The sequence below is a fragment of the Pseudomonas sp. MF6767 genome (genome assembly GCF_016405475.1).
GTDB classification, from domain to species: domain Bacteria; phylum Pseudomonadota; class Gammaproteobacteria; order Pseudomonadales; family Pseudomonadaceae; genus Aquipseudomonas; species Aquipseudomonas paracarnis.
Genome location: NZ_JAEKCY010000020.1, coordinates 34494 through 49106, shown reverse-complemented (window position 1 = coordinate 49106; position 14613 = coordinate 34494). Strand labels below are relative to the sequence as shown.

The 14613-nt window shown below is 62.1% G+C and carries 11 protein-coding genes; all 11 read left to right on the top strand.

What is annotated here, in order from left to right; translation table 11 throughout:
• Positions 1–260: 260 nt before the first annotated feature.
• The 11 genes from JFT58_RS24625 to pgaD all read left to right on the top strand — a co-directional run bounded on the left by JFT58_RS24625 (position 261) and on the right by pgaD (position 14399).
• Positions 261–680, top strand: coding sequence for a MarR family winged helix-turn-helix transcriptional regulator (locus tag JFT58_RS24625; RefSeq protein ID WP_034125424.1), 420 nt, complete (start codon positions 261–263; stop codon positions 678–680).
• Entirely contained in the window at positions 677–2755 is a 2079-nt protein-coding gene (locus JFT58_RS24620) for an FUSC family protein (protein ID WP_054896846.1), read from the top strand. The genes JFT58_RS24625 and JFT58_RS24620 overlap by 4 nt, the downstream gene beginning before the upstream one ends.
• The gene (locus tag JFT58_RS24615; protein ID WP_003187469.1) at positions 2752–2961 is read left to right on the top strand and encodes a DUF1656 domain-containing protein; all 210 of its coding nucleotides are present in this window, start codon (positions 2752–2754) and stop codon (positions 2959–2961) included. The genes JFT58_RS24620 and JFT58_RS24615 overlap by 4 nt, the downstream gene beginning before the upstream one ends.
• A complete protein-coding gene (locus JFT58_RS24610; RefSeq protein ID WP_032878498.1) occupies positions 2958–3848 on the top strand; it encodes an efflux RND transporter periplasmic adaptor subunit in 891 nt (296 codons plus the stop codon). The genes JFT58_RS24615 and JFT58_RS24610 overlap by 4 nt, the downstream gene beginning before the upstream one ends.
• A complete protein-coding gene (locus tag JFT58_RS24605; protein ID WP_054896845.1) occupies positions 3845–5287 on the top strand; it encodes an efflux transporter outer membrane subunit in 1443 nt (480 codons plus the stop codon). The genes JFT58_RS24610 and JFT58_RS24605 overlap by 4 nt, the downstream gene beginning before the upstream one ends.
• An 81-nt stretch (positions 5288–5368) precedes the next feature.
• Positions 5369–6001, top strand: coding sequence for a hypothetical protein (locus tag JFT58_RS24600; protein ID WP_054896844.1), 633 nt, complete (start codon positions 5369–5371; stop codon positions 5999–6001).
• A 252-nt stretch (positions 6002–6253) separates the two neighbouring features.
• Positions 6254–7750, top strand: a complete 1497-nt coding sequence (locus JFT58_RS24595; protein ID WP_034125427.1) for a YdgA family protein — start codon at positions 6254–6256, stop codon at positions 7748–7750.
• Positions 7751–8086: 336 nt separating this feature from the next.
• Positions 8087–10567: a poly-beta-1,6 N-acetyl-D-glucosamine export porin PgaA gene (gene pgaA / locus JFT58_RS24590; RefSeq protein ID WP_054896843.1), complete on the top strand. Its 2481-nt coding sequence runs from the start codon at positions 8087–8089 to the stop codon at positions 10565–10567.
• 12 nt (positions 10568–10579) lie between these two features.
• Positions 10580–12577, top strand: coding sequence for a poly-beta-1,6-N-acetyl-D-glucosamine N-deacetylase PgaB (gene pgaB / locus JFT58_RS24585; protein ID WP_060766277.1), 1998 nt, complete (start codon positions 10580–10582; stop codon positions 12575–12577).
• Positions 12578–12579: 2 nt separating this feature from the next.
• Positions 12580–13920, top strand: coding sequence for a poly-beta-1,6-N-acetyl-D-glucosamine synthase (gene pgaC / locus JFT58_RS24580; RefSeq protein WP_054896841.1), 1341 nt, complete (start codon positions 12580–12582; stop codon positions 13918–13920).
• A gap of 2 nt (positions 13921–13922) precedes the next feature.
• Positions 13923–14399 (top strand): poly-beta-1,6-N-acetyl-D-glucosamine biosynthesis protein PgaD, encoded by a 477-nt coding sequence (gene pgaD / locus JFT58_RS24575; RefSeq protein WP_034125431.1) that lies wholly within the window; start codon positions 13923–13925, stop codon positions 14397–14399.
• Positions 14400–14613: the final 214 nt, after the last annotated feature.

Sequence of the window (14613 nt, the reverse complement as noted above, 5' to 3'; positions counted from 1 at the left end):
GCGGCGTGTCAGTCACTGAATATTCAACTGAACCACCGCTTTCGCAGGCAAGCCAGCTCCCACATTTTGTTTGTCGTATGGCGAATATCAGCGATTTGCTGATGCCTACCCTAAAACCCGCTTTACTCAAGCCACATCCCACCACTCATCTGCGAAATTGTTTCAAAACTTGACGATGCTCCATGCATCGACCATATTGATAGTTAGCAAACTAACTGTATGCGAACTATCCAGTGCCTCAATCCCTCGAACAACTCCAGATGAGCCTCAGCAGCAGCATGGTGGTGGGCGCCCGTAATTGGCGCAAAATCTGCCAGACCACGCTGGTGAGCTATGGCATCTCCGAAGCCTGCGCCGTGCCGTTGTTGATGATCGGTCGCTTGGGCGACGGGGTACACCAGGTCAAAGTAGCCCAGGCTTCCGGTATGGAAAGCCCATCACTGGTGCGCCTGCTCGACCGACTGTGCGGTGACGGCTACGTATGCCGCACCGAAGATATCCACGACCGCCGCGCCAAGGCTCTGAGCCTTACCGAGCGTGGCCGTGAGCTGGTGCAGGCGGTGGAGGCGCAACTGGTGCGCCTTCGCAAGGACGTGTTGGCGGATATCGCCCCCGACGATCTGCAAGCGGCACTGCGTGTATTGCGCGCCTTCGAAGCGGCCGAGGCTGTGTCGCCTTGAACGGATTTTTTACCGGCTTCCCGCCTGCCCGCGATTGGTTCTACGGGGTGCGTACTTTCGCCGCGTCGATGATCGCGCTGTATATCGCCATGCTCATGCAGATGCCGCGTCCGTACTGGGCGATGGCCACGGTGTATATCGTATCCAGCCCGTTTGTCGGCCCTACCAGTTCCAAAGCCCTGTACCGCGCCATCGGCACCTTGATGGGCGCGGCGGCGGCGGTGCTGTTTGTGCCGATGTTCGTGCAGTCACCCTACATTCTGGTGGTGGTGATTGCGTTGTGGACCGGCACCTTGCTGTTTCTGTCCATGCACCTGCGCACCGCCAATAACTACGCCCTGATGCTGGCCGGCTACACCTTGCCGCTGATTGCCTTGCCGGTGGTGGATAACCCCTTGGCGGTCTGGGATGTGGCGGAGGCGCGTACCGAAGAAATCTTCCTCGGCATCGCGGTCGCAGCGGTGGTGGGCGCGATGTTCTGGCCTCGGCGCCTGATGCCGGTGTTCGATGGCTCGGTGGCCAAGTGGTTCAGCGACGCCCAGGTCTATAGCCAGCGCTTCCTCACCCGTCAGGTAGACCCAGAAGAAGTCAGTAACCTGCGCGGCGGCATGGTCGCCACCTTCAACACCCTTGAGTTGATGATCGGCCAGTTGCCTCACGAAGGCGCGCGGCCACAAACGGTGCGCAACACCAAGGAACTGCGCGGGCGCATGATCCATCTGCTGCCGGTAATCGATGCACTGGATGATGCGGTGTACGCCATCGAGCATCGCGCACCGGAGTTTCTCGACCGGCTCAAACCGTTGCTGGAAGAGGCCAACGCCTGGCTGCAAAGCACCACCGAACAAGCACCCCTGGAACGCTGGCGCGTGCTGCGTGACCAGATCGACGCCGCCCAACCCCAGGGCGAAGCGCTGGATGACCGCCACACGTTGCTGTTCTCCAACGCCCTGTACCGCCTGGGCGAATGGGTCGACCTGTGGCAAGACTGCCGCAGCCTGCAAGCCGCCATCCAGTGTGAAAGCCAGGACACCTGGCGCGCCGTCTACCGCCACTGGCGCCTGGGCCGGCTCACGCCGTTTCTCGACCGTGGCCTGATGTTCTACTCGGCGTTTTCCACCGTGACCGCGATCATCGTCGCCTCGGTGCTGTGGATTCTGCTGGGCTGGACCGACGGCGGCAGCGCCGTGATCCTTGCCGCCGTCGCCTGCAGCTTTTTCGCCTCGATGGACGATCCGGCACCGCAGATCTACCGGTTCTTTTTCTGGACCGCCATGTCGGTGCTGTTCGCCAGCCTGTACCTGTTTCTGGTGCTGCCCAACCTGCACGATTTCCCCATGCTGGTGCTGGCCTTCGCCGTGCCGTTTATCTGTATCGGCACCCTCACCGTGCAGCCACGCTTCTACCTGGGCATGTTGCTGACGCTGGTGAACACCTCGTCGTTCATCAGCATCCAGGGCGCCTATGACGCGGACTTTCTCAACTTCGCCAACGTCAACCTGGCCGGGCCCGTTGGCCTGCTGTTCGCGTTCGTGTGGACGTTGATCGCCCGACCCTTCGGCGCTGAATTGGCAGCCAAGCGCCTCACCCATTTCAGCTGGCGCGACATCGTCAGCCTCACCGAGCCCGCCACCCTGGCCGAGCACCGGCACATGGCCGTACAAATGCTCGACCGCCTGATGCAACACCTGCCGCGCCTGGCCCTCACCGGCCAGGACACTGGCATCGCTCTGCGCGACCTGCGCGTGGCGCTGAACCTGCTCGACCTGCTGGCCTACTCGCCACGCATCCTCGGTGTGCCACGGGTGTTGCTCAACCAGGTGGTGGAAGGCGTGGGCGGTTACTTCAAGGCCTGCCTCAAGGCGGGTGAACGCTTGCCCGCGCCCAGCGGTCTGCTGATGACCCTGGACCGCACGCGTCGCGCCCTCAATGGCCAGGGCCTGCAAGACGAAGACGACACGCGCCTGCATCTGCTGCACGCCTTGGCCGGCCTGCGTCTGGCGCTGTTGCCCGGTGTGGAGTTCATTGGCGGTACAGAGATGCAAGCGCCGTTACCTGATGGAGCGCCTTTATGATCGGTGACCTGGATATCAGCGGGGTGTTCCTGCCCACGCTGCTGGTGCTGATGGGCATTACTTATGTGTTGTTTCTGGTGGTGCACGGGCTGTTGACGCGCATGCACTTCTATCGCCTGGTCTGGCACCGGGCATTGTTCAATGTGGGGCTCTACGCGCTGTTGCTGGGCGCGGTGGACTCACTCAGTCGATATTTGATGACATGAAAAAACCTTTTTTGACTATCGGCCGTGTCGTCCTGACGTTGTTGATCGTGAGTTTCGCGGTCGTCGTTGTGTGGCGCATGGTCATGTACTACATGTTTGCGCCCTGGACCCGTGACGGCCACATCCGTGCCGACATCGTGCAGATCGCCCCGGACGTTTCCGGGCTGATCCAGCGCGTTGACGTGCGCGACAACCAGTTGGTGACCAAGGGCCAGGTGCTCTTCGCCGTCGACCAGGACCGCTTCAAGCTGGCCCTGCGCCAAGCCCAGGCCGCCGTGGCCGACCGCCAGGAAACCCTGGCCCAGGCCCAGCGCGAGTACAAGCGTAACCGTGGCCTGGGCAACCTGGTGCCCAGCGAGCAACTGGAAGAGAGCCAGTCCCGCGTCGCCCGCGCCCAATCGGCACTGGCCGAAGCGCAAGTGACGGTGGACTCCGCCCAACTCAACCTCGACCGCTCGGTGATCCGCAGCCCTGTGGACGGCTACGTCAACGACCGCGCACCGCGTACCCAGGAATTCGTCACCGCCGGGCGCCCGGTGCTGTCGGTGGTGGACAGCAATTCCTTCCACATCGATGGTTACTTCGAAGAGACCAAGCTCGACGGCATCCACGTCGGCATGGGCGTGGACATCCGTGTGATCGGCGACAACGCGCGCCTGCATGGCCACGTGCAGAGCATCGTCGCCGGTATCGAAGACCGCGACCGCAGCAGCGGCTCGAACCTGTTGCCCAACGTCAACCCGGCGTTCAGCTGGGTGCGCCTGGCCCAGCGGATTCCGGTACGTATCGCCTTTGATGACGTGCCGGCGGACTTTCGCATGATCGCCGGGCGCACGGCGACGGTGTCGATCATTGACGACAAAGTTAAAGACGGGGACAAACCATGAAGCGGCTTCTGGCAACCGCTTCCCTGGGGTTGTTGCTGTCGGCCTGCCAAGTTGTAGGCCCGGATTACAAACTGCCGGAACAGGCCGCAGTCAACCGTGGCGACCTGCAAGGGCCGATCATGGGTGAAGGCAAAAACGTGGTGTCGGCACCGGTGCCGGCGGATTGGTGGAAGCTGTACAAAGACCCGCGCCTGGACGAACTGGTACGCCAGGCCATGGCCTCCAACACCGACCTGCGCGTGGCCGCCGCCAACCTGCAGCGCTCGCGTTATCAGGTGCAGCAGGCCGAATCCGCTGGCGGCTGGAGTGCCGGCGTCAAGGCCGAGGCCCAGCGTTTACAGGAGTCTGGCGAGGCCTTCTTGCTGCCGGACAAAGTCCCGGTAGGCAATATCGGTAGCGTCGGGATTACCACGTCCTATCAATTCGACCTCTTCGGCACCTTGCAGCGCGGCATCGAAAGCGCCCAGGCCAGCGCCGATGCCACCCAGGCCGCGGCGGATATCGCCCGCATCACCCTGGTGGCCGATGTGGTGCGCTCCTATACCCAGGTGTGCGCGGCCAACGAAGAACTGGCGATTGCCAACGAGTCCCTCGACCTGCAAGCCCAGAGCACCAAACTGACCCAGCGCTTGCGAGATGCCGGGCGTGGCGATGAGACCCAGGTGACTCGTTCGCAAACCCAATACAAATCCCTGCGCGCCGACATACCGCGCTATGAAGCTTCGCGTCAGGCGGCGCTGTTCCGGCTGTCGATGTTGCTGGCCAAACCTGTCGACCAACTGCCAGCCGGCACGGGCACCTGTGCCGAGCTGCCACATATTGCTCAACTGCTGCCGGTAGGCGATGGCGCCACGCTGCTCAAGCGCCGCCCTGATGTACGCCAGGCCGAACGCCAGCTGGCCGCCGCCACGGCGCGTATTGGCGTGGCGACCGGCGCGTTGTACCCGGATATCAGCATCGGCGCCACGGTCGGCACCGTCGGCTTGTTGGAGAACCTCGGCACGCCTGCCACCAACCGCTGGGGCTTTGGCCCGATGATCAGCTGGACTGTACCGACCAACGGCGCTCGCGCCCGCGTGCATGAAGCTGAAGCCGCGACCCAGGGTGCCCTGGCCCACTTCGACGGCGTGGTGCTCAACGCCATCCGCGAAACCCAGACCGGCCTGGCCCAATACACCGCCGTGTTGCAACGCCGCGACGCCCTGGCCGACGCCGAACAGTCGGCGCGAGAAGCCGCCGGCCAGACCCATCGCTTCTTCCAGGCCGGCCGCGAATCCTTCCTGGCCGACCTGCAAGCCACGCGCACCTACACCGATATGCGTGCGCAACTGGCGGCGGCCAACACCCAGGTTGCCATGAGCCAGATCGACCTGTTCCTGGCCCTGGGCGGCGGTTGGGAAAGCGGACGAACGCAAGGGGTAAAACCCGGCAAACCGTGAGGTGATTGCTATGCTTTGTCAGGTGAGGCGCCGTGACGCCTCACCCGACAAAGCTCGCGTTTGCTCATGGGGATTCCAAGAATGAAAAACCCTTATGCTCCCGCTTTCTGGTGCGTGCTCTTCGCACTGGTTTTGTTATCGGCCGCGTATTTTTACGGCGTCATGCTCGCCCATCAACTCGACAAGGCCATGGTGTTCCTCGACAGCGCCTGCCTGGTGATCGGCACCTTGTCCATCGGCGTGGTGGCCTGGGCGTCGTATCAAAACCAGCGCGTGAAGAAAAAACTCCTCGAACAGGGCAAGACCCGCGTGGCGATCTGGGACACCAAGGTCGCCCTGCGCCGTGTCGAAACCGTGTTCGATCGCTATTTCTGGGGCAGTTACTGGCAGCCGGGGCGCACGTTCCAGGAAGTCATGGGCGACCTCACCGGCACGCCGCTGGAAAAAAGCCTCGAAATCCTGAAAAAACAATGTGTGCTGCTGGATCGGCAGGTTGCCGACGGTAGGCACTGGCTGGATAACGCGCGGGAATTGTCCGACGTGGCCACGCAAATGGCCCGCGAGCGCTACCAGCTGGACTTTTGCGACCCCAAGGCCGACACCCCCGGCAATGCCGTGATACATCGCGAGTTCGAGGTGCTGGTGTACACCTGGACCGCACGCTTGAAGAGTTTTGATCACCAACTGGATGAAGTCGAACAGGAGTACTCCTGAACTCCTGCTGAACTGATCCCTCTGAAAGGTTGGGCCGTTTACGCCCGCCAGTGCTAATCTTCCCCAGCCTTTGGCCACACGGGCCACGACTGTAGGAGCGAGCTTGCTCGCGAAAGACGCCAACGATAACGCGGGCATTCTGAATGAACGCGGTGCCCATGCGTTGTTCGCGAGCACGCTCGCTCCTACAGGAACCCCTACAGGGTTCAAGGAAGACAGCCCACTTCTCACAGGATTTGATCAGGTCACTTCATGAATAAGCCAGCCGTTGTTTTCTTGGGTTTTGTTGTCGCCGTCGGCGCCGTCAGTGCGGGCGGTGCCTGGTACACCGGTAAACAACTGGAGCCGGTCCTGCAAACCGCTATCCAGAGCGCCAATAAAGAACTGCAGACCTCCATGGCCGGCGTCGATGGCAGCGTGACCCTGGAGCTGGTGTCCCTGGACCGTGGCGTGTTCAGCAGCACCGCGCACTATCGCCTCAAGGGCCAAGGCAGCGTGTTCGGCGAAGACAACCCGAACCCCGAATTGCTGTTCGTCGACCATATCGAACACGGCCCGCTGCCGTTCTCGCGCCTGGTGACCCTCAAGTGGTTGCCGGTCATGGCCACCAGTCACTACGAACTGGAAAAGAACCCCACCACCGAAAAATGGTTCGCCGCCAGCAAAGACGTGTCGCCGCTCAAAGGCGTGGCGAATATCGGCTATAGCCGTTCGGTCAGCGGCAACATCGAATTGCTGCCCCTGGAGTTCAAGGACGCCACTTCCTCGGTGAGCTTCTCCGGCGCCAACCTCAACTTCGACAGCAGCGCCGAAGGCCAGAAGGTCAAGGCCGAAGGCTTCATGAACAGCCTCAAGGTTGCCGCAGTGGACGCCGAAGGCGCACCGTTCGAAGCGGAGCTGGCCGGCCTGACCGTCGCCAGCAACCTGGAAAAAACCACCTTCGGTTTCTACACCGGCCAGAACACCGTGGAGCTGACCGACACCAAGGTCACCTTCGGCCCGCAGAAAGCCGTGCTGACCCTCAAGGGTTTCGAGCAGAAAGACTCCAGCGAAACCAAGGACAACAACCTGGCTGGCCGCGTCGACTACAAGATCGACGAGATCGGCTACCAGGGCAAAGCAGTCGGTTCGGCCGCCATGGCCGTGAGCATGAAGAACGTCGACATTCCGGCGATGCTGGTGCTGACCAAGCTCTACCAGGACAAGATGCAACCGGTGCAAGCTGCCGCTGCTGCCGGTCAACCGGTGCCGGAGCTGCAAATGACCGAAGCCGAGCAAGCCCTTGCGGAAGCCAACGTCAACCAGGTGCTGGCCGCCAAGCCGCAACTGGCCGTGGAAAACCTGTCGCTCAAAACCACCCGTGGCGAAAGCAAGTTCAACCTGGTGGTGGACCTGGCCAAGCCAACGTCCATGGAGCTGCCGCCGGTTGAACTGGGCAAGCAAATGGTCTCGCTGCTGGATGCCAACCTGACCCTGTCCAAGCCGATGATCAGCGACGTGGCGGCCCTGCAAGCCCAGGTGGGCGGCGTGACCGACCCGCAAGCCATCGAACAGCAATCGCAGATGGCGGCTGAGATGGTCAGCAGCATGGCGGTCGGTACTCAACTGGCGACCCTGGTGGGCACCGACGTGGTTTCCAAGCTGCACTACGCCAACAACGAGGTGACCTTCAACGGCCAGAAGATGACCGTTGAGCAGTTCCTCAGCTTTGTGATGTCCAAAGCCGGTGCGGTCAGCGGCGCCCAATAAACCTGAAATGCGATAAAAAAATGTGGGAGCTGGCTTGTGTGGGAGCTGGCTTGCCTGCGATAGCATCGCCCCGGTCTGGCTGGACGACCGAGGTGCCTGCATCGCGGGCAAGCCCGGCTCCCACACAAACCCGGCTCCCACTTTTGTTTTGTGTGAGGGCAAAAAATCGCGGTCGTACAATTCTGAACAATTGTTCTGAATTGTGCTTCCCCCTACTTCCCTAAGGGATAGTTCCTACAGGAAAGCTAGGTCGGGTCCCGAGACGCCGACACCCTGAAGCGTTTCGCTCAGGACCATCTATCGTTAGAGCTTTCCGTGTGTAAGGAAGCTCACGACATGCTGCGAAACCACCCCTACAGTGCCTCAGGCCGGTTGCGTCTGCTTATCGGAGCCGCACTGTGCAGCCAATTGCTGGTCCCAGGCCTTGCATTTGCCGACCCTGCCTACGACGCTCTGATCATCCAGGCCCGCAACGGTCACTTCACGCCGGCGCTGACCCAACTTCGCCAACTCTCCGCCGAACGCCAGACCCCAGGCCAGGTCAGCGACCACCTGGTGATCGCCGGCTGGGCCGGGCAAGATGCTGAAGTGCTCAAGGTTTACGAGGCGCAAGGCAAGCATCGCAACCTCACCACCCAGGCACTCGCCACGGTGGCGCGCACTTATCGCAATCAAAAGCAGTGGGCTCAGGCCGAAGCGGTCTATCGCCAGGCGCTGCTGCGTGAACCCAATAACGTCGACCTGCAACTGGGCCAGGCCCTCACCCAGGCCGATGGCGGCAAAGCCAACGAAGCGGTACAACGCCTGCGCACGCTGGTGGCGGCGCAACCCAATGACCCCAATCGCCGCATGGCCCTGGGATATGCGCTGACACGTGCCGGCCTGAACTACGACGCGCTGTTCGAATTCGACCAAGCCTTTATCCGGGCGGGCGATAAACCCGAAGTGGCGCGTGAATACATCGTTGCCCTGCAAAAGGCGCGGCTGCCGGAGCCGGCACTGCGCCTCTCGGCCAAGCGCCCGGGGCTGGTGGACGCAGTCACCCAGCGCCGCCTCGAAGGTGACCTTGCCGCCGAGCGTGTGCGCATGGCTGAGTTCGCCACACGCAGCGAGAAGGAACGCTACGTCATCGCAGACCGTGCCCTGCAGGACTACGACAAACTGATCAGTCGCTGGGCGCCGGACGCCACAGCCAAGGACGACGTCATCCGCTGGCGCATTGACCGCCTGGGCGCGCTCAAAGCGCGAGCACGGCATGCCGAGGTGATCCGCGATTACCAGACCCTCACTGGCGAAGGCGTGCAACTGCCTACCTACGCGTTGCGTTGGGTTGCCGGCTCTTACCTGGAACAGCGCCAGCCGGAAAAGGCCGAGCCGTTGTACCGCCAGGTACTCACCGCCCCCGACACCGATGCCAGCTATCGGGTCGATGACAGTACGGCGCTGTTCTACGCCTTGTTGGAAAGCGACAAGGTCGAAGAGGCTCGCCAGGTCGCCAACAACCTGGCCAAGGAGCAAAACCCCCGCGTTGAGCTCAAGGGCTTGCCCATTGGTAACCCCAATGACAACTGGATGGACGCCCAACAATTATCCGCCCAGGCCGGTACCTATGGCGGTGACCTGCCCGGCAGCGAAGCCAGCCTGGAAGCCCTGGTGGCCAAGGCACCGGGCAATGTGGGCCTGCGCCTGGCCCAGGCCGACATGTACCGCGCCCGCGACTGGCCGCGTCGCGCCGAAGGCACGCTCAAGGAAACTGAAACCCAGGCTCCCCGCGATATCGGTCTGGAAGTCTCCCAAGCCTATACCGCCATGGACTTGCAAGAATGGCGGCAGATGGACGCGCTCACCGACGACGTGCTCGCCCGTAACCCGGACAACCGTCAGGTGCAGCGCCTGAGCCGCCTGCGCGATGTGCACGACATGGCCGAGTTGCGTGTCGAGGCCTACACCGGCAAGAGCTACGGTGGCGGCAATAACAACGACGCTGGTGCCGTCTCCGGCAGCCGAGACTGGGGCATTGAAAGCGTGATCTACACGCCTCCCATCGACGAAGACTGGCGCCTGTTCGCCGGTGCCGGCTATGCCACCGCCGACTTCCAGGAGGGCACTGGCCAACATCGCTGGCAGCGCGTGGGCGTGGAGCGTCGCACCCGTGACATGACCATCGAAGCCGAAGTGTCCAACCATTCCTATGGCGACGGTTCCAAGCAAGGCGCCAGCGTGTCGATTGCCCGCGACATCAACGACCACTGGCAATACGGCGGCAGCCTTGGCTATTTGCTCAGCACCACGCCGTTGCGGGCCCTGAATGACGGTGTCACAGCCAACGGCGGCAGCGGTTTTATCCGCTGGCGCGCCAACGAAAGCCGCGAGTGGAAACTGACCCTCAGCCCGTCCCATTTCAGCGACGGCAACGACCGCTTCGAAGCCTTGCTCACCGGCCGCGAGGGCCTCTACAGCTCGCCCCATGTGCAAGTGGACCTGGGCCTGGAAGTGGGCGCCAGCCGCAACAGCAAGCAAGACACCGTGTACTTCAACCCGAAGTCGGACTTCACGGTTTTGCCCATGATCAACGTCAATCACGTGCTCTATCACCGCTACGAAACCCAGTGGAGTCAGCAGTTCCAAATCGGCGCGGGTACCTACAGCCAGCGTGACTACTCCACCGGCGGTATTGGCCTGATTGGCTACGGCCAACGCTATCGCTGGAATGACGTACTGGAAATGGGCGCCAACCTCAGCCTGATCAGCCGACCTTATGACGGTGATCGCGAACGCGATCTGCGCCTGCTCGTCGACCTCACTTACCGTTTCTAAAAGAGCCTGACCATGACCGTCCTCAGCCGTTGCTTGTTGGTCCTGGGTGTAATGCTGGCCGCCGCCTGCGCCCAACAACCCGCGCCCTACACTCCACCCGCCGAACGGCCGATAGCGCCCAACGAAGCGCCGTGGCCGAAGAACCACTTTTTGGGCATTGCCTATCACGACGTAGAAGATCGCGACCCCGATCAAGCCGTGGTGGCGGTGCGCACCGAGCGTTTGATCGAGCAGCTGGCGTGGCTGCGTGAAAACGGCTACCAGGCGGTCAGCGTCGACCAGATCCTGGCAGCCCGGCGCGGCGGCCCGGCATTGCCGCCCAAGGCGGTGATGCTCAGCTTCGATGACGGTTATTCCAGCTTCTACACCCGCGTGATGCCGATTCTGCGTGCCTACCACTGGCCTGCATTGCTGGCACCGGTGGGGTCCTGGATCGACACGCCGTTGAACCAACCGGTGGATTTTGCCGGTACGCCACGACCACGGGGAGAGTTCCTGACGTGGCAGCAGATTCGCGAGGTGTCGCAGTCTGGCCTGGTGGAAATCGCCGCCCACACCGATGCCAATCACAAAGGCATCCTGGCCAACCCCCAGGGCAACCTGGAACCGGCCGCCACCACGCGAAGCTTTGACCCCAAAACCAACGGCTACGAAAGCGAAGCGCAGTTCCAGGCGCGTATGCGGGCTGACGTCGCCGCGATTTCGAACAAAATCCGAACCGTCACCGGCAAGGCGCCACGTGTATGGGTGTGGCCATACGGGGCCGCCGATGGCACCTCGTTGGCGGTGGTCGGCGAGCACGGCTACGAGATGGCGCTGACCCTGGAAGACGGGCTCGACGACCTCGGCAACCTGATGAACAGCCCACGCTTTCTGGTGGCCTCAGACCCGGACGGCGAGCATTTTGCCAACAGCATGGTCGCCGTGCAGACCAAAGCGCCGATGCGCGTGCTGCACGTAGACCTGGACAACGTGTACGACCCCGACCCGGCCCAACAGGCGCGCAACCTCGACGTGCTGGTTCAGCGCGTGGTGGACATGGGTGCTGGCACCGTCTTCCTGCAAGCCTTTGCCGACCCCAAGGGCGACGGCCTGGTGCATTCGCTGTACTTCCCCAACCGCCACCTGCCGATGCGGGCCGACCTGTTCAACCGGGTTGCCTGGCAATTGCATACCCGTGCCCATGCCAGTGTGTACGCTTGGATGCCGGTGCTGAGTTTTGCCCTGGACCCCAAGCTGCCGCGTGTGACCCGCTGGGACCCGAAAACCGGCCAGGTCGGCCCCGACCCGGATCAATACAAACGCCTGTCGCCATTTGATCCCAAGGTGCGGCAGGTCATCGGTGAGATCTACCAAGACCTGGCGCGTGTAGGGCCGATTGACGGCATCCTTTACCACGATGATGCGGTGTTCAACGACTTCGAAGACGCCAGCCCCGCAGCACTCAAGGCCTATGCGGCCCAAGGCCTGCCGGACACCATCGCCGCCCTGCGTGCCGACCCGGCCGTGATGCAGCGCTGGACCCGTTTCAAAAGCCGCTACCTGATCGACTTCACCCATGAGCTCACCGCCAAGGTCCGCGCTATCCGTGGGCCGCAGGTACTCACCGCGCGCAATATCTTCGCCGAGCCGATGCTCAACCCTGGCAGCGAAACCTGGTTCGCGCAGAACCTTGATGACTTCCTCCAGGCCTACGACTGGACCGCGCCGATGGCCATGCCGTTGATGGAAGGCCAGGAAGTGAAGACCTCCAACGCCTGGCTGGAAAAACTCATCGCCACGGTCAAGGCGCGCCCCGGCGCCATGGAAAAAACCATCTTCGAATTGCAAGCCAAAGATTGGCGCACCCAGGCCGCACCGGATATCAGCGCTGAGCAATTGGCAGAGTGGATGGGTGTACTCAAACGCCAGGGCGTCACCAGTTTCGGCTACTACCCGGACAACTTCCTGGAAAACTCCCCGGACTTGAAAACTATTCGTCCGGCCCTCTCCAACCAATGGAACCCTTGATCATGGTTGACAGAATCCTGGCTCTATTCGTGTTGGCACTGGTACTGGGCTTGCCCCTGGGCCTGATCTTCCTGGTGACCGGGCAGTTCCTGATGGACTTCGTGTTCTTCTACCCGTTGTTCATGTCGGCACTATGGATAGCCGGTGGCCTGTATTTCTGGCTGCACTGGGAACGCCACTGGCCGTGGAAAGAAGACACGCCGGCGCCGACCCTGGCCGGCGAGCCGCTGATCTCGATCATCATCCCTTGCTACAACGAGGGCGATAACGTCGCTGACACCATTGGCGCGGCCCTCGGCCAGTTGTACCCGAACATTGAAGTGATCGCGGTCAACGACGGCTCCAGCGACAACACCGCCGCAGTTCTCGATGCCCTGGCGTTGCAACACCCGCGCTTGCGCGTGCTGCACCTGGCGCAGAACCAGGGCAAAGCCGTGGCCCTGCGCATGGGCGCCGTGGCCGCCCGCAGCGAATACCTGGTGTGCATCGACGGCGATGCCTTGCTCGACAAAAACGCGGCCGCCTACATGGTCGCGCCGATGCTCGACAACCCGCGCCTGGGGGCCGTCACCGGCAACCCGCGCATTCGTACCCGCTCGACCCTGATCGGCCGGGTGCAGGTGGGCGAGTTCTCCTCGATCATCGGTTTGATCAAGCGTACCCAGCGGGTATTCGGTCGGATCTTCACGGTCTCCGGTGTGGTGGTGGCGTTTCGCAAGAAGGCCCTGGACCGCATCGACTACTGGAGCACCGACATGATCACCGAGGACATCGATGTCAGTTGGAAGCTGCAACTCGATCACTGGGCGATCTTCTACGAGCCGCGCGCGCTGTGCTGGATCCTCATGCCCGAAACCGTCGGCGGCCTGTGGAAACAACGCCTGCGTTGGGCCCAGGGCGGCGCTGAAGTGCTGTTCAAGAACATCCGTGGCATCTGGCAATGGCGCCACCGCTACCTGTGGCCGCTGCTGTTCGAGTACTGCCTGTCTACCGGTTGGGCCTTCACCTTCCTGCTGTCGGTGATCTTCTGGGCCGTGGGTAAATTCGTCACGCTGCCGGCGGCGATCACCGTGAGCTCGTTGGTGCCGCCCGCGTTCACCGGCCTGGTGCTGGCGATGGTGTGCCTGCTGCAGTTTGCGGTGAGCATCCTGATCGACCGGCGCTACGAAAAAGACCTGTGGAAAACCCTGTTCTGGACCGTGTGGTACCCGATGGTGTTCTGGCTGGTCAGCCTGCTCACCACCCTGGTCAGCTTTCCCAAGGTGTTGTTCAACCAGCATCAGAAACGCGCACGCTGGGTCAGCCCGGACCGCGGTATCAAACCTGCACAAGAGGAGGCGTGATCATGAAACTGGTCAGAACTCGCCAAAACACACTGATGTGGATCGTCGATGTGCTGCTGACCCTGCTGGCCTGGGGTGGGTTGATCTGGCTGCTGGCGCGAGGCATCAGCGCCATGCTTGAAACCCACGGCGGCCCACGCATCGAGGCGCCTATCTTTGCTGCGCTCAACACCTTGCAGGTTTACCTGTGGATCGCGTTGTTCAATGCGGTGATCCTGATCAGCTGGGCACGTTATCAACAGCATCGCGGGCGCAAATTCGCCCAGCGCCGCGCCGAGGCCAATGCGCTGAGCGACCAGCACCTGAGTGAAAGTTTCAACTTGGGCGACGGCGACCTCGAACAACTGCGCCGCCCCGGCGTGCTGGTGATTCACAACGATGAAGAGGGCGGCGTTGAAGAAGTGAAGTCCCACGTCTCCCGCGACGTCGAACGCCCCGGCCTGACCCTGGTACCCGACAAAGACAAGGGCATTATGTAGGAGCGAGCTTGCTCGCGAAAAACGCCAGCGATAACGCGTGCTTTCTGAATAAACGCGGCGCCTGTGAGTTTTTCGCGAGCGAGCTCGCTCCTACAAAATGGCGCGAGTGCTCCCCACCTGATTCAACGCACGTGTCGCAATTCCGATAAATGGGATCCAATTCACAAAACCCCCGCGAACTTTTCCCCCTTCTCCGGTACTAACCTAACTCGGC

Coding starts and splice junctions, on each gene's coding strand:
- JFT58_RS24625 (WP_034125424.1), top strand. CDS start 261: ATGAGCCTCAGCAGCAGCATGGTGGTGGGCGCCCGTAATTGGCGCAAA.
- JFT58_RS24615 (WP_003187469.1), top strand. CDS start 2,752: ATGATCGGTGACCTGGATATCAGCGGGGTGTTCCTGCCCACGCTGCTG.
- JFT58_RS24610 (WP_032878498.1), top strand. CDS start 2,958: ATGAAAAAACCTTTTTTGACTATCGGCCGTGTCGTCCTGACGTTGTTG.
- JFT58_RS24605 (WP_054896845.1), top strand. CDS start 3,845: ATGAAGCGGCTTCTGGCAACCGCTTCCCTGGGGTTGTTGCTGTCGGCC.
- JFT58_RS24600 (WP_054896844.1), top strand. CDS start 5,369: ATGAAAAACCCTTATGCTCCCGCTTTCTGGTGCGTGCTCTTCGCACTG.
- JFT58_RS24595 (WP_034125427.1), top strand. CDS start 6,254: ATGAATAAGCCAGCCGTTGTTTTCTTGGGTTTTGTTGTCGCCGTCGGC.
- pgaA (WP_054896843.1), top strand. CDS start 8,087: ATGCTGCGAAACCACCCCTACAGTGCCTCAGGCCGGTTGCGTCTGCTT.
- pgaB (WP_060766277.1), top strand. CDS start 10,580: ATGACCGTCCTCAGCCGTTGCTTGTTGGTCCTGGGTGTAATGCTGGCC.
- pgaC (WP_054896841.1), top strand. CDS start 12,580: ATGGTTGACAGAATCCTGGCTCTATTCGTGTTGGCACTGGTACTGGGC.
- pgaD (WP_034125431.1), top strand. CDS start 13,923: ATGAAACTGGTCAGAACTCGCCAAAACACACTGATGTGGATCGTCGAT.